15 protein-coding genes and 1 other RNA gene are annotated in these 15,585 nt (G+C 41.1%); 2 read left to right on the top strand and 14 right to left on the bottom strand.

The window, feature by feature from the left end:
• Positions 1-170 precede the first annotated feature (170 nt).
• The gene (locus I8752_RS24775) at positions 171-1,166 is read right to left on the bottom strand and encodes a DUF2887 domain-containing protein (RefSeq protein WP_214434894.1); all 996 of its coding nucleotides are present in this window, start codon (positions 1,164-1,166) and stop codon (positions 171-173) included.
• A 548-nt stretch (positions 1,167-1,714) separates the two neighbouring features.
• Between I8752_RS24775 and I8752_RS24780 the strand changes: the two genes are divergently transcribed.
• A complete protein-coding gene (locus tag I8752_RS24780) occupies positions 1,715-2,209 on the top strand; it encodes a cobalamin biosynthesis protein (RefSeq protein ID WP_214434895.1) in 495 nt (164 codons plus the stop codon).
• Positions 2,210-2,373: 164 nt separating this feature from the next.
• On the opposite strand, the gene I8752_RS24785 is transcribed toward I8752_RS24780, so the two are convergent.
• The 10 genes from I8752_RS24785 to I8752_RS24830 all read right to left on the bottom strand — a co-directional run bounded on the left by I8752_RS24785 (position 2,374) and on the right by I8752_RS24830 (position 12,010).
• Positions 2,374-2,730 carry a phage holin family protein gene (locus I8752_RS24785; RefSeq protein WP_214434896.1) on the bottom strand — a complete coding sequence of 119 codons (357 nt, stop codon included), beginning with the start codon at positions 2,728-2,730 and terminating at the stop codon, positions 2,374-2,376.
• A gap of 119 nt (positions 2,731-2,849) precedes the next feature.
• The gene (locus I8752_RS24790; RefSeq protein ID WP_214434897.1) at positions 2,850-3,755 is read right to left on the bottom strand and encodes a peptidoglycan-binding domain-containing protein; all 906 of its coding nucleotides are present in this window, start codon (positions 3,753-3,755) and stop codon (positions 2,850-2,852) included.
• Positions 3,756-3,900: 145 nt separating this feature from the next.
• Complete coding sequence (locus I8752_RS24795) at positions 3,901-5,184, bottom strand: M16 family metallopeptidase (RefSeq protein WP_214434926.1); 1,284 nt, start codon at positions 5,182-5,184, stop codon at positions 3,901-3,903.
• Positions 5,185-5,596: 412 nt separating this feature from the next.
• A complete protein-coding gene (locus tag I8752_RS24800) occupies positions 5,597-6,868 on the bottom strand; it encodes a M16 family metallopeptidase (RefSeq protein ID WP_214434898.1) in 1,272 nt (423 codons plus the stop codon).
• Positions 6,869-7,256: 388 nt separating this feature from the next.
• Positions 7,257-7,440, bottom strand: a non-coding RNA gene (ssrS, locus tag I8752_RS24805) — 6S RNA.
• 60 nt (positions 7,441-7,500) lie between these two features.
• Positions 7,501-8,631: a 5-(carboxyamino)imidazole ribonucleotide synthase gene (locus I8752_RS24810; RefSeq protein ID WP_214434899.1), complete on the bottom strand. Its 1,131-nt coding sequence runs from the start codon at positions 8,629-8,631 to the stop codon at positions 7,501-7,503.
• Positions 8,628-9,119, bottom strand: coding sequence for a pentapeptide repeat-containing protein (locus tag I8752_RS24815; protein ID WP_214434900.1), 492 nt, complete (start codon positions 9,117-9,119; stop codon positions 8,628-8,630). Before I8752_RS24815 ends, I8752_RS24810 begins: the two co-directional genes overlap by 4 nt.
• 177 nt (positions 9,120-9,296) lie before the next feature.
• Positions 9,297-9,992, bottom strand: a complete 696-nt coding sequence (locus tag I8752_RS24820) for a class I SAM-dependent methyltransferase (protein WP_214434901.1) — start codon at positions 9,990-9,992, stop codon at positions 9,297-9,299.
• Positions 9,993-10,280: 288 nt separating this feature from the next.
• Positions 10,281-11,399 (bottom strand): iron-containing redox enzyme family protein, encoded by a 1,119-nt coding sequence (locus I8752_RS24825; RefSeq protein ID WP_214434902.1) that lies wholly within the window; start codon positions 11,397-11,399, stop codon positions 10,281-10,283.
• A 368-nt stretch (positions 11,400-11,767) separates the two neighbouring features.
• On the bottom strand, positions 11,768-12,010 hold the full coding sequence (locus tag I8752_RS24830; protein ID WP_214434903.1) for a DUF6761 family protein: 243 nt from the start codon (positions 12,008-12,010) through the stop codon (positions 11,768-11,770).
• A gap of 575 nt (positions 12,011-12,585) precedes the next feature.
• On the opposite strand from I8752_RS24830, the gene I8752_RS24835 reads away from it, so the two are divergent.
• Positions 12,586-13,356, top strand: coding sequence for a response regulator transcription factor (locus tag I8752_RS24835; RefSeq protein WP_214434904.1), 771 nt, complete (start codon positions 12,586-12,588; stop codon positions 13,354-13,356).
• An 87-nt stretch (positions 13,357-13,443) separates the two neighbouring features.
• Here I8752_RS24835 and I8752_RS24840 read toward each other — a convergent pair whose 3' ends face one another.
• The 3 genes from I8752_RS24840 to I8752_RS24850 form a co-directional block, all read right to left on the bottom strand.
• Positions 13,444-14,214, bottom strand: coding sequence for an ABC transporter ATP-binding protein (locus tag I8752_RS24840; RefSeq protein ID WP_214434905.1), 771 nt, complete (start codon positions 14,212-14,214; stop codon positions 13,444-13,446).
• Between the two features lie 199 nt (positions 14,215-14,413).
• Positions 14,414-14,968, bottom strand: coding sequence for a hypothetical protein (locus tag I8752_RS24845; RefSeq protein ID WP_214434906.1), 555 nt, complete (start codon positions 14,966-14,968; stop codon positions 14,414-14,416).
• A 91-nt stretch (positions 14,969-15,059) separates the two neighbouring features.
• The gene (locus I8752_RS24850; protein WP_214434907.1) at positions 15,060-15,521 is read right to left on the bottom strand and encodes a DUF4079 domain-containing protein; all 462 of its coding nucleotides are present in this window, start codon (positions 15,519-15,521) and stop codon (positions 15,060-15,062) included.
• Between the last annotated feature and the right edge of the window lie 64 nt (positions 15,522-15,585).

Consider the following 15,585-nt stretch of genomic DNA (forward strand, 5'->3'; position numbering starts at 1 on the left):
ATAATAGCCGTAGCCACAACCTTTAAGACAGTTGTGATTGCTCAAAGGCTTAAAGCAACTGGTTTTTTACTCAGCACTCAGCAACGCCAGTTGCTACAACGGAGGGAACCTCCGCAACGCACTGGCTCCTCAGCACTTTGCTATAAATGCGCTTTAGCTTAGTTAGTTACTTATGGTTGATTGTAATTGCTTCGCAGCCAAGTAGCTAAATCTTCTTGTGTTGTAAAATCTAACAGTGCCTCGGCTAGATTCTCCAGCTGTTCAACAGATAATTGACTGATACGCTCTTGTAATTGCCGATCTACATCACCAATGCGTCGTCGTAGCTGACGCATTGCCACCTCTAAAGTCTGTGTCTGTCTGACTTCTTCTTTAACTTCTTCGCGGACTTCTTCTTTAACTTCTTCGCGGACTTCTTCTTTAACTTCTTCGCGGACTTCCTCGTAAAATCTAGTTGTTTTGATATCAAAAGTATCTAGTCCAAACATTTTCATTAACTCCTGACGACTGATACGCGGCAATTTATACAGTACAATTGTTTCTATCAAATCTAGCACTTGCTGCATGAGTGCTGTATTACCTAGTTCTGTACGTGTTCTGGTAATCAAATTTTTTGCATATATGGGGGTCTGTTTTTTACTCTCAACCACTAATTTGATGATACCAACTCCTAAAGATTGTTCAGCCTGATTGCCCAATTCGTTTAGATATAATCGCGTGACAAGTTGACTATCAAGCAATACTTGATAAGGTTCAACTTTTGTTGGTTCAATACTGCGGCGAGGAAAAATTACTACTGCTCGCCAAGGTTTTGTAGGAGTGTAAAGTCGTAAGTATAGAAATATTTCAGAAAATAAACGAGCGTAAAATTCGACATCTTTTTGAAACTGAACTTCTACAAAATAAATTGGGCGATCGCTGTTTGCTGTTGGTGTTACTGTAGACGGGGTTTGTGCCGCTTGGGTAAGGCTAGGATAGTCGTTTAATAAGCCATCGCCAGCGTTAGCAATAGGAAGAAATACTCCATCAATCCGAAATGATGTTTGTTTTAATTCTACTGATGCGAAACTATATACATTTGCTTCTGAGGCTTCTAAATTAATTAATTCAAAAAAAGCGCTTGGAAACGTTTGAAATAATTTATAAAAAATAGAGTCAGTTTTCATTTGATTTTTAGATAATATTACATCACTATAGGAATCCTATTTGAGTTTTGAAAAAAATCAGTACAACTTCAAGAGGCTTTTTTCCTGTTTTCTGTTCCCCGTTTCTTCTTCCCTCCCTACACAAATAATTTTAGAAATCAAACCGGATTCCTATAGAGATGGTAATACTCTTAATTATGAAAATATATCTTAATACCAAAGAGGTATAAATAATCAAATCCAAATATAAAATTGTAAAAATAGCAAAACTCCGTCGCAGCTGTTGTGAGCTTGCTGCGGCGGAGAATACAAAAAATTGGAATACCGAGGTAAAGCACAGGTAAAAAAGTTTTTGCTTCTAAAGATACCAAAGAAGCCAAAATGAAGAAGGAAATTACCTTTTATGTTTTACCTTGTCTCCCCCTCGGTGTTTCCTACTGTGCTAGATATGCTTAATATATAGGCTTTGATTTCCTAGAACAGTATTCTAACGATCAGTTTCCCAGTATCATAGTAAACGGGGAAATGAAAAGGCTAATCTCATCGTTTAAAATTCAACTGAGATCGCTTTGGTAAAAGAAAAAATTAGCGACCAGCAGTGGCCGCAACGAAATTTGTGGGTAGGAATTGGCTGTCGGCGTGGTAGTTCGTTGGATTTGATTGAAACAGCAATTGAGCAAGTATTTACAGAGAATCAACTTCACCAAAGTGCGATCGCAGGTTTTGCTACCATCAATACCAAAGCTACAGAAGTTGGTTTAATAGAATTTTGTTGTCTGCGAAATTTGCCTTTAAGAACCTTTAGTGCAGAAATTCTATCTACTGTTTGTGTACCCAACCCAGCGAAAATTGTCGCAACACAAGTAGTAACAGCCAGCGTTGCAGAAGCAGCAGCCATTATCGCAGCTTCCTATGCAAATTCATTTGAATATTCCGAGTTACTCCCACTACCTGCGACATTAAAAGTAAGGTTTTTGGTTCCTAAACAAATCGTTCGTTTACAGGGTCAATTAGGAGCAGTAACGGTAGCTGTTACTCAAGAATCAGATATAGCAAAGTGCTGAGTCTTGAGTAAGAACCCATTTGCTGTAGTAAGGCTTTGAGCAATCGCAATTGTCCTAAAGGGTGTGACTACGGCTATAACTAAAACACCAACCACAACCTTTAATGGACAATAGGTGTAGACCGCGATACCATGTCTACACCCTTTCTCGTGCATCAATTTACGTTACCTTACAACTACTCTGAGGAAATAACTAATTACACTAGAAACAATCGTCAACACAATCGATCCTAAAAAAGCAGGTAAGAATCCTTGAATTTCAAAACCATAACCAGGTGTCAGAATACTTGCTAGCCAGAGAGTTAAAGCGTTAATTACAAATGTAAATAAGCCAAAAGTAAGTAAGGTAATTGGAAATGCCAAAATACTTAAAATTGGTCGAATAAATGCATTAACTAGCCCAATAACTGCTACAGCAATCAGGGCAGCTACAAAATTCTTGACAAAGAACCCCGGAACAATATTAGCAGTAATAAGCAAAGCAACCGTAGTTCCAAGCCAAGTTAATAAAAAATGCTTCATAATTTCAACTATTAAGAAAAAGCTTAAACTGAGCAACTATGGCTAATGGCATTAGCTGTTACCAATTAGCCACCAGCGAAGTGACTAAATAAACTGTCAACTGTGTATTTAGCCTACCGTTACCTTGGCGATCGCCGCAAGAGAACTTCCCAAGTAGCCCCACCAACTACTCCATCCGGCTCTAGACCATAGCGTTTTTGAGCTGCTTTCACTGCTTCCTCAGTTGCCACCCCAAAGTCTCCATCTATACCGCCATCCAGAAAACCAAGCCTTTGCAGTCGTTGTTGCAATTTAGTAACTTCTGAATTACGCATCCCTACCCGTAAAATCGGCCATCCTTCTGAAGTGTATTGAACGCCTGGAATTTGGTTAGTACGTGTAGTTGTTGTAGTTGCAGTTGTTGTGTTGCGCGTGTTTGATGTGTTGCGAGTCGGTGTTGCTGGACGTTTAGGTGTTGTTTGTGTTCTTTGAGTTGTATTAGGTTTGCGTTTAGCAGGTCTTGGCTCAGGTTTTGGAGGTGCACCTTGAGTTGTATTAGTCTGAGTTGGAACTACTGTATTAGGCTGGGTCGGAACAGGAAATGTAGTCAAATTGGATGCCGAGTTACCAGAAGTTGCTGTAGTCGTTGGCCCGTTTGGGAACAGCCGTTGCCAAGTGGCAGCATCAACAATGCCATCTGGAGTTAAACCAACTGCTTGTTTAAAACGAGAAACAGCGTTGGCTGTATTTTCGTTATAGCTACCATTTACTGTATCTGAGTAAAAGCCCAAAAGCTTCAAAGCAGCCTGAAGTTCTGATACATATTGGCCTTGGCTGCCAACTTTGAGAGTAGGACGATTAATGTTATTTCCGACATTTACTTGAGCAATTTTTTCTTGTGCAGCAATTGATACGATACCAGAGGAACCAATGAGCACAGATGTCAAGCCCAGGAGTAACCAATAAAACTTATTTACACTCAAGAAGCGAAATGCTTTCGGAGACCTTAAGTAGTTCAAAATACTTGCTTTCAGGCTGCCTTTCATGGAATTTGTTCCCAGAATCTTCTGATGCTAATATTACAGCCGCTTGAGTCTATAAAACAGCTGGTAAGCTAGCATACATAGCGTATATATCTAATTACTTGTAATTGATGACTGTTGCTCGTTAACTGTTAACTGTCATCGGTTATCAGTCAACAACACTATTAATTGCTTCTTCTTGACCGACTAAAGATAAATAAGGTTCCTGTAAATATCGCTGTGCGGCTGCCATCGCATCTTTGGCACTCACAGAGGCAATCAACTCTTGAAAGCGATTATCAAAATCAATTCCTAAGCCTAAAATTTCATACCAGCCGTATATTTGAGCAATTTGCCCGTTAGTTTGTTTACCCAAGGCATACTGTCCCAGTATCTTATTTTTAGACGCTTGTAGTGCGCTTGCTGATACTTCTGTGGTACAGAGTAGATCCACTTCTGTACGCAATCCGTTCGCGGCTACACTGGTATTTTCTGGTGCTGTGCCCATATAAACTACAAACGATCCTGGATACAGCCGTGTTGGGTAAAATGCAGATACTTCATAAGCCAAACCCCGTTTTTCTCGCAATTCCACAAACAAGCGACTGGAAAGCCCATTTCCTAAGTAGGTAGAAAGTAACTTGAGTGGAGCGTAGTCAGCAGAAATTACCGACGAGCCTAAGTAACCCAGCATTATGATTGATTGCTGTGTCTGCATGGGCTTTATCTGATGTTGCGGTTCGACTCGGATCTGGGGTAAATCAAGAATTGGCAGCGTTTGGTCGGGAACTTGCCAATCACCAAAGACTTGTTCTACTAGTGCGAGTGCATCTTGTTGTGTGACTCGGCCAGCAATGCTGATTACCAAATTATCTGGGCGGAAATAATTTTGATGGTATTCTACTAAGTCCGCACGCGTTAAGTTACTCATGGTGGTTTCGTTACCCAAGACCGACATCGCGTAGGGATGGTTTTGGTACATTACTTGCCGCATTTGCTCAAAGGCAATAGTAAACGGTTGCTCTTGTTGAGAGCGAATATTTTGTAATGCCAAACGCCGTTCTAATTCCACTTGGAGTTCTGGAAATGTGGGCGATCGCAAAATCCGCCCAGCCAATGCTAAAATTTCCGCAAAATCTGATGTTACTGTCTTCAACGACAGCAAAAAATAATCAGTGGCGGTATCCGCACTCAAACTCGCCCCTGCTGACTCGACTTGTTCGGCAATTTCTAAACTCGAAAGTCCATCACATCCCTTTGTGATGACTGCTGAGAGCAAATAGGCTAACCCCGCCTGTTCCTGCTTTTCGTGACAACTACCAGCACGAATAAAAATCCGCCCTGCGATAATATCCGCAGCTGGATTTTCTGCCACTAGTACTACAATGCCATTGTTCAATACAGTGCGATGGATAGGAGAGTGGGATAAGGAAGGTTTCACGATTTGAGTTATTATTTGTCAGTTGTTAGTTGTCAGTTGTCAGTTGTCAGTCGAGTGAGATAAGGAAGGTTTCACGATTTGAGTTATTATTTGTCAGTTGTTCAGTCAATGTGGTTTTGGGGATTTCCCCGACACTTGCAAAGGCTGCGGGGAAACCCGAAGGGCGCAGTGCCTCCCCACGAACAACTGACGTTAGCGTAGCGTTAGCTAGTCCTCGAACGTCACCCGTTCGGCAAAGCCGTTCTCGTTCGACGAAGTCGTTCCCGTTCGCGTAGCGTCTCCGTTAGGACAAGGGTAGAGTAGGGTCATTTGTCAATAGGTAGGAGTTAGTTATTTCTTCCACTGCTCTTTCGCCTTTTGTGTCTTGCCTTTGCGACAAGTATTTGTGTTCGCCTACTTATAACCACTGACCACTGACTACTGACTACTGACAAGGTTTCAGTACAGTAACCGCGTAATTCTGCGGTGAAAGATACTGTTTAGCTAATTGTTGCAGTTCTTGGGCATCAAATGATTGAATCTGTTGAGGATATGTCACCGCTAATTCAGCTTGGGCAATAGTATTGTAGTAGCCGTAAAGCCCAGCAACCTGATTTGGCGTTTCGATAGAAAAGGCATATTCATTACACAGTAACCTGCGGGTGCGCGCAATTTCCTGTTCGCTAATTCCTGTTATTTGCAAATCGTGTAAATGCGTGCGAATTAGATACTCTACTTTATCCAGGTTTTCTGGTTCTAACCAAGCAGTAATTGTAAATAAACTTGATTCTTTTTGTAGGGAAAAATTACTACAAATTCCCTGGACTAATTGTAGTTCTTCTCGCAAATGACGTACTAAACGTGAAGTCCGCCCTTCTGCTAATAAGACTGACAACAAATCTAAACCGTAGGCAGTACGAATTTGCTTTACTCCTGGTACAACCCAAGCCATCAACAACCGCGCTTGCTCGATGCGTGGTAAATAAAGTTCTTGACGCTGAATTCCAGCAATGACTGGTTCTGCAACTTCTTGAGATTGCGGACAATCACTAGGTTCGGCAAAATCAGCGAATGAGCGATTTACTAATTCCCAGGCTGGCTGTTGGGCAATTCCTCCCACCACTACTACTGTAATGTTTTGCGGTTGATAGTGAGCGCGATGAAAACAACGCATTGCTGCTGGTGACTGTTGCATGAGTTCTTGCTCTGTACCAAGTATGCAACGTCCGTAAGGATGGTTTTGGTAAATACTTTTGTTCAGGCTTTGAAAGCCTATCCAGTCGGGATCGTCATGGCAAGAGCGAATTTCTTCTAGCACTACGTCCCGTTCGCGGATAAATTCATCCTCTGGAATTGCGGCATTGAGCAGTAGTTCCCCTAAATGAGGTAATGTATCTGCTAAGTCAGGAGCAGCTGTGGTTAAGGAATAATGGGCGTAATCGTAGCTTGTGGCTGCATGACTCACACCACCTTTGTTTTCGATTTTGTAATCGAACATTCTAGGCGCTAGCGTCGTTGTGCCTTTGAAAATCATGTGTTCTAAAAAGTGAGCCATGCCAAACCACGGTTCTGGCTCAAGGACTGCTCCAGCACGCACCCAAACATCAGCTACAACTACAGGGGTAGTAGAAATTTCTTGATGAATAAACGTTAAACCATTGTCTAGTCGGCGAACCGAGGCAGGAAATGAAGTTTGAATCAATTGTTGTTGTGACAATTTTTTGTAGCTTTAACCACAATTTAATCTAATTTTTGTCATCTTAACTCTGAACGATCGCTAAATTAGAATCAAATTATACAGATTTTATTTTCCTGATTTACAATAGCCAACTTAATATCGTTTCTGAAAATTAAATCTCTTGGAGAGATAAGCAAAAAGTTGAATATTACTGATTTTATATTTGTTATTTCTATTTTTTAATTACTAATTTATGCTATTAGCTACGCTAATATTTCTCAAAATAGAATTCAGCACTCAGTTGTCAGAACTCTCCAATTGAATTTGTAGCTACTGTCGGACTCGTACCCGCTTGTTCTGACTTATTAATTTTGATTTCAATATTAAAACTCCCAAGTTTTTACTAACTTTGGGAGCCAATAACTTTGAGTTCACCGCGACGCCGTTTTACCTAAGTTTATGACCTGGTTAAACCAGGTGGGTACCGATGTGTCTCGTTTAAAGTTTCCGGGTACATGCCCGGTCTACTGCCACGAGAACTGTTTGGTTCCCTTTTCTTTAAAGACATAGATCAAAAAACTTGATGGCAGTCACCAACGTCGTAGTGCAACTAACTCATTATAGCTTTCAAAGATGGGTTGTGTGTTTGAAGTCGGAATTTTCTGGCAAATTCACCTGGAATACCAGATTGATTCTATGGTGTGGGCTGTGGCATTTGCCGTATCCCAATTGCGATCGCCCAGCAAAACGGTGACATGTCCGAGCTTGCGTCCGGGACGAGATTCTGTCTTGCCATACCAGTAAACGTGAGATTGGGGAATCTCAGCTAATTGTTGGCGCTGGTTTTGGTAGTCGCTTTGAGAATTTTCGTATCCCAAGAGGTTGACCATGACAGCACTGGCACATTTTAAGCTAGGATCGCCCAAAGTCAAACCAGCAACAGCTCTTAAATGCTGTTCAAACTGAGAAGTTTTACAGGCATCTAAAGAAAAATGCCCAGAATTGTGGGTACGAGGCGCAATTTCATTGACTAACACCTTACCATTCTTGGTGAGGAATAGCTCGATGCCAAAGACTCCGACTACTTGTAAGCTATTTAATAGAGTATGTGCGATCGCTTCTATTTCTGCTGCTAGGTCGAGTGTCAGATCGGCTGGTGCGATGACTCGCCGACACACCTGCTGTTCTTGTTGGGTTTCGACAATTGGGTAAGTTACAACCTCACCATCTGTTGAACGCGCAGCAATTATCGCCAATTCCCGTTCAAATGGGATAAATTCCTCGATTAAAAATAGAGTGTAGTCGGATAGCTTTTGCTGTAAAGTAGTCAAATCCTGAATAATGAAAGTACCTTGACCGTCATAACCATGACGGCGGGATTTGAGGACTACCGGAAAATCTAAAGATTTTATTTTGGATTCCAGATGTTCTTGTTGCTCAAGAGCGAAAAAATAAGGAACGGGCAATCCCAAATCCTGTAAATAGCGGCGCTGGTGATATTTATCTAAAAGAGGAGTTAAAGCATCTAACCTAGGGCGGAAGCAAGCCCCTTGTTGTGCCAATACAGACAAAGCATCTAAGTTAACAAATTCATTTTCAAAGGTGATGACATCAGCTTTGTGAGCTAAAATCTTTGTGGCATTAGCATCATCAACTGAGGCAAAAATAGTTTCCTGAGCGATCGCTACAGCAGGATCGTCTTTACTAGGAGTTTGTACAATTAATTCCACCCCTAATTTTTTTGCTGCATCCCCCATCATCCAGGCAAGTTGACCGCCACCAATTACACCAACACGCTTCATTGACATCCTAGAGAATCACGAGTTTCTACGCCAGTTTTAGAATTCACTCCATTCGCTATATTGCACAATTCTTTAATTTGTGCTTTATCCAAAACTGCATCAGTAAAATCTGCACCGTTGATATTGACATCAGTAAATATGGCGCGGAGTAAAAGAGCTTCTTTGAAAACGGCATCGCTCAAATCAGCTTTAGTTAAGTTTACCTGATCCACCATGGCATTAGTTAAATCAGCTCCGTGCAGATTTACTTGTGTCATCACCGAAGCACTCATGACTGCTCCTCGCAAGTCAGCATCTGTAAAGTTAGCAAATTCCATATTGGCGTTAGAAAACTCAGCAGCTTGCAAACTTTCACCCGAAAAATCGCGTCTTGATAACTCTGCATTGCTAAACGACAGCGGATGAGTCCAGTCTGCTGCCCGCGCTGGGGAAGCGAGGAAAAATGTCAAAATCCCGAAAAGTAATACTAATCCTTGCTTCCAAAACATATCCGCTAGTCAATAATGGTTATTTAATCATTGCATTCAGCTTAACGCAATTGGGGACTGGGAACTGGGGATAAGAGAGTAGGGGAAGATAAATTATAACTGACTATTGTAGAGAGAAGCGATTAATCGCTTCTCTATTACTTTTGTACAGAAGCGATTAATCGCGTCTCCGCTAATTTACAAACTCGTCATTACTTGAGCTAATTCATTAGATAAATCAACAGCACCTTCTTGTTGTTTTTGAAATAAAACGCCAGCTAAAAAATAATAATCTCCTGAATAAAAGGCCATTTGTTTTTTTCGCAATTCTTCTATATAGTTTTTCACTTTTGGCTCGGAACTATAGTATCCAAACTTTAAAGGTAAAACCATAAAACTTTTTACAAAATAGCCATTTTCCCTAGCTTGGTTAATTGTACTTTTTGGATTAGAATAGCTAGAAACTAAAACTAGTACATTTTCATAATCTAAGGATAAAAGCTCGTTTGTAACTGTAGCTCCATCTATACCTCCGAATAATAGCGGCATGTAAATATCTCTATCTGGTGCGGGAAGGTACGGCGGATTAGCTACAAGATATTTGGCTTTGGGTTTAGAAGATTTGAATAAACATGAATTATGAATTATATATTTATTAGCAAGATTGTATTCATCTATTGTTAAATTTGCAGTTTTCCATGCAGAGGTATTTAATTCAAATCCTTCGATTAATCCATCAAACTTATTTTTTAGTAGAGAGTTAATGACAGGACTTCCGTCTCCGGAACCAAATTCCACAACAGACTCGGAACTTCTACAATCTCTGAGCACAAAGTTGTCTAAACAATTTGAGTAGAAATTAGATTCTTCAGGACAGAAAAATATATCTTTCATGTGATTGCACTTCAATCGTAATGATAGTTAAAGCCAAGAGTTATACCAATTCGTAATTCGTAATTAAGAAAGTCAGATATGGTATGGCTTTGGAGGTTTGAATGTGTTGCCTGATTTTAGATAATTAGTGTTACTACCTTTTCTTAAGCAACAAAAAATCTTCTTTAAGTGAGAAATTCCTCATTAAAGAAATCTAACTATGAAAAAAGGCTGATAGGATAACTGAAGAATGACGAATTAATTAAGCAAGTAAAAAACTTGCTATGATTAATTTCTAATTTTTTGGATTTATCCTCTAGGTAAGGCGGTTAGTTCGGCTTCGCGTATCGATCGCACAACAGCACTAGCGGCGCGATCGCCCATTAGTTTTTCTTGGTCATAACCTAGCAACAACTCCCAGGCATCATCAGGATATTGTTGAGCTAAAGGCAAACCTACATCATCTAACATCCAACGTCCGTGGCGTTCATCTTCTCTGATGTGTAGTTCCCAATAACCCATTGCTGCTTCTGATAGTCCCAATCGTTGCGCGGCTGTGAGATAATTTCTGTAAGCCGCAGGCCCAGCCACCTCAAAATAAGTTAGTCCACCGCTGTAACGCAAGAAATAACGTTTGCGCTCAGTTAAGAGAAAGTTATGATTAGCGCAAGCTAGAACTTCCCAAGGGACTAAATCGAAGTACCCCTCTGGTTCGGTATTCATCCCAAATTCAGCTAGCATTTGGGCAAAAAATGTCGAATGTTTGCGAGATAAGCGGCCGTTGCCGTATTCTTCGAGTAATACCCGCACTAGCATACACTGGACTTCATTAGCAGCACCGCCCAAAATCCGAGAAAGCCGACTGCCTTCGACTAAACCATCAAAAGAAGCGATCGCCAGCAAGTGACGATAGCCGGTTTCAGTCATTTGTTCGCGGATATAGCGACTATCTTCTGAAAGCGACGGATCTAAATCGGCAGCCCCGCGTTCTAATAATGCCTGTTTGACATTTAGTTGTTTTAGTGCTGCAACATCAATTTGTGCCAGTTCCCATTTTTGCCAAGCAGCTTCAATTTGGTTACGACATGAGGATAAATAAAGCGATCGCTCATTAGTGTAATGCTGTAAATCATCGTACCAAAACAACTTCAGCCGATTTATGCGATAAAGTATTCGCTGAAGAAAACGATGGGCTTGTGCGTCACCATCATCGTTTTGATAAGCAATACGAATAGCAGCCGCAAGAGTTCGTTCAAACTCACTGACTTTCGCATTTTCGCTATCCAACTGATTATCCAAATCTTCCGTTATCAGCAGTTCTATAAATTGCTGTTCGGCACTGTCGTACTTGGTAACTGTTGTATCCCCGCTCTGCGCGCTCTTTCTCTCAGTCTCAACGCTAGGGAACTTGACTAAATTGCTTTGCATGGTATTCTCATTGACTACCAGAGATGTGAAATTAATTTCATCTCTAATATTTAAAATTCCACGTTAGTAACCTTTTGTACCTCTCCCCCTGGTTATAAAGCAAGATTCAGTCTCAAAGAGGAACACAGGAGAAAAACAAAAGACACAAGATTGTCTTCACTTTGCTTGGATTTAGCGATCGTTATCAGGAAATAATTAAAAATCCCCCAAGAGGAATTGGCATAATCAAAATTCCTCTCAGGGGACGCTTGTATCAAAAAAAATATCTCCAAAATTTTACACTATTGCACCATCGATTGAGGCAAATGATATGTTACAATCATCTGCGTTAATCATATGATTCCTAATAAGCTGCCTAATTGCAGACGTTAGTAGTAATCTGGTTGTGGTTGCGTCATGACAAAATTTGATGCATCGTACAAATAGCGGCTGGCTTCCTCCTCTAGGCGATGAATCAGAATAGGTTCAATAGCGTTACTATGTCGCAGCGCGGCTAGATATCCATCCAAATACATCCGCATATCATCCGTACGATAACCGCGATTCCATAATTCGACGAAGGCGTCGGTAATTCTTTGGTAATAGCGGATGGTTTGTGTGTCTTGGAGCATAACTGCTTTATTGATCTCTTTGGAATGAGAATTGTAAATGATTCACGCTCAAATGTGAAGTGTTACTTCCATTTTTTTGGCATCAACTCAAGATCGATAATATCTACATCTCCTTTGGAGAGCATCCTCCAGCAGCTACAACTTAACTAAATCCTATTCCAGAAAATTCGGATTAAGATGATTTAGTAAGCTATTCTTATGATTTGTTCAATCTCCTGCCTAAGGGTATTGGCAGTAGACAACTGTTATGCTTAAGTAGATTGACTGACACCATCAGGCTAAAAGCTAGCTGAGGTATTAGTATAGCTCGTTTAGTGATAGTTCTTTGAGGACATTGCATCCTTCTAGGGGTGGAGTGTTAAACCCAAAGAACTTGTGATTAAGTCTAACAAAAATTTAAGAAAAAATTAAAGAATATGACTAACTTAGCTTTGGACAAGGCATAAGTTAAAGATTTTTTCACTCTTTGTTTGCGGAAATATAAACCTAATTGCAATTGAGGTAACAAAGACTACAAAACCTAGAGCATGGGCTTGTTACCTTGAAATTCATCGACGCTAAGGGGTCTTACCACCGTGGGTTCGGTTTGTATTGAAATCGTTGAGGGGAATCCCCATCTGAGGTCGTTGCTAGGTTGGCACTTGCAACAGTTGGAATATAGGGTGCATCAAGCCGCTAGCATTTATCAAGCAAGAGAAGAGTTTCTAGCTCATCAACCGACTCTAGTCATTCTAGATGCGGATCTTCCTGATGGTGATGGTATTGAGTTTTGCCGTTGGTTGCATCGTCAGCAGCAGCCTCTGATCTTGATGCTATCAGCCCGTAGTAACGAAGCCGATATCGTCGCAGGTTTGAAAGCGGGAGCAGATGATTACCTGAGTAAACCTTTTGGGATGCAAGAGTTTTTAGCAAGAGTAGAAGCATTGATTCGCCGCAAACGCACGCCTACTGCACCAGCATATTTGGATTATGGCACTTTGCAAATCGATTTAGTCCAGCGCCGCGTCCGATTCCAAGGCGAGTTCATCGACTTAACGCCCCAGGAATTTAGTTTACTCTACGTTTTGGCGCAAGCTGGGGGAGTGCCACTAAGTAGGTCAGAATTGCTGCGTCGTGCTTGGCCTGATGCTATCGACAACCCGCGCACCATTGATACTCATGTTTTATCGCTACGAAAAAAAGTTGAACTCGATCCGCGTCAACCTAGCTTGATTCAAACTATCCGTAACGTCGGATATCGATTTAACATGGAAGTTTTGAATGCCAACATTCCCCAGTCACAAACCAAGTTAGCAAAAGAGAGATTCAGCAATCAACGTTCCACACTGAGTACTCAACGGTCGTAGAGGAAATTAAAAATTAGAAATTAAAGATTAAAAAGAATAATCTAATTTTTAATTTTACATTTTTAATTTTTAATTGGAGCAAAGTGACTAACTCCATTCCTCAGTAGCTTGAGCTTCTGCTTGCATCAAGCTATTTTGTAAGTTAAGCCAGTCTATTTTAGAAGCAGTTTGATTTGCCAATAGCCGACTTTGTTGTAGATATAACAACCGAGTACTAAACATTTGGGCTAAGTCAAGTTGGTGATTTACCATCAAAATTGTAGTTTGATGAGTTTGAGACAACTGAGTTAAAACTTGTATCAAATGAGTAGCTGTACCAGCATCTAGAGCAGAGGTCGGCTCGTCTAACAGTATAACTTTTGGTTGGATGACCAGGGCACGAGCGATCGCTACTAATTGTCGCTGTCCAGCCGAAAGTTGTACTTCAGTTCGTCCCAACCACTCGTTAGGAATGTGCAGTTGTTCTGTCCAACAATCGATTCTTTGCTGAATAGTTTGTTTTGGCAAACCGCGCAAAACTAAAGGATAAGTTAAAGCTTGCAAGACTGTCATCCCCAGCAGCTTTGATTCTTGTAATACCAGTGTTATTTCTTGGCGTAGCTGGATTACCGGAATTTGGCTATACTCCTGATTCTCTAGATAAATTTTGCCATTAGTGGGTTCGCTCAGGCGGTTAATCAGACGTAATAGCGAAGTTTTTCCAGCACCGGATGGGCCTACTATGGCAATGCGTTCTCCTGAAATTACCTCAAAGGAAATATCCTGCAATATAGGATATCCTTGCTGATTGCTATTCAGCCTCGTAAATAGATTAACTTGCTCAAGCCGCAGTTGGGCTTGTGAAGTAAGATTATCCAAGTTCACCGGGGAGTAAGAGAGCAGGGGGAGTAGGGGGAGATGAGGGAGATGAGGGAGCAGGGGGAGATGAGGGAAACAAATTAATTCAAAATTCAAAATTAACGGAGGAAGAATCCATACTTCTACCTCCTGACAACTGACTTTTGTACAGACAAGGGTTAATCGCGTCTCTACCACAACTGACAACTAACAATAATTATTAGATAGTCAAAGCTGTGGTAATAATCCAGGCATCCACCAAAAATAACAGCAACGTAAATACTAGCAAAATTGCATACATCCACGGCTGTGCCAAAGGGCGAACATCTGTAGTATCAATACCAGTCTTGGCTTGCACAATTTGCACTAAACGGGCAAATCCGACTACCCGCATCGGTAATAAATAAGCTTTCCCATCCTTGCTAAGAAAATAATAAACTAGCCCCCCTTGACCAGTCGAGCGGGGCTTTAACTCTTTTACCTCTGACCAAGGCAAAAACCAACCTTTACGAAAGAAGCGAGACACCCAAGTAGGATAAGTAACCTGAATTCCTCGGTCATCTAAAATTACTCGTTCGGTCAACACCGCATATAAAGCAACTAAGCCGACGCTAATTCCTACCCACAACAATCCTGGTGGTACGGGTGCAGATGTTACTTGTGATAAAAAAGGTAATGGTGCTGTGAGTGCCACATACAGACTCAACAGAGTCACCCGAATTAACGGAGAAAGGCGAAAAATAGAAGCTGAGTTATTGGCTGAGGTTGCTGTCACGACTTAATCATAGTGCTTTTCTTTATTTATTGTAAGATAGCCGTTTGTTCTAGCCATCAGTTGTGTTAGTACCTCAATAAGAGATGTCACCTTAAGGCAAATACTTTTGCACTACACTCCAACCAGTTAAGGACACCCAGGCAAATCCGACAAACAGAATAATATTCACACTAATGTGTAAAGGTCTAGCCCAACGTCGTCTAGCACGAATTTGTGTTGCACTCAAAGCAGACACTAAAACCAATACTACTACTATTAAGCCAGCAGTTAAGTGCGATGAGTGCCCCAAAGAGCCAAAGTGTCCCAATGTGCCTACAATGCCAATTGCTAACAGCAGCAGTACTAAGCTGACCATGCTAATGCCCATTGTATAGTGGAACGATCGCACTCCCCCCAGTCCTCCTGCAAACGGTAAAAAACTAGGGAGATTCTGCAAATTTCTCCTTTGCCACATCCAAACGCCAGTCAACGCTAATAGCAAATACGCCAACAGCGACAAACCCATTGACCAAGCAGCTATTTTCCACAACCAAAGGAAAGAAGGTAGATTCATAAAAATGATTGTAGATGGGATTGGAGACTAGGAGATGAAGAGGATGAGGGGGATGAGGGGGATG

It is taken from the genome of Dendronalium phyllosphericum CENA369, from assembly GCF_016056275.1.
Taxonomy (GTDB): Bacteria; Cyanobacteriota; Cyanobacteriia; order Cyanobacteriales; family Nostocaceae; genus Dendronalium; species Dendronalium phyllosphericum.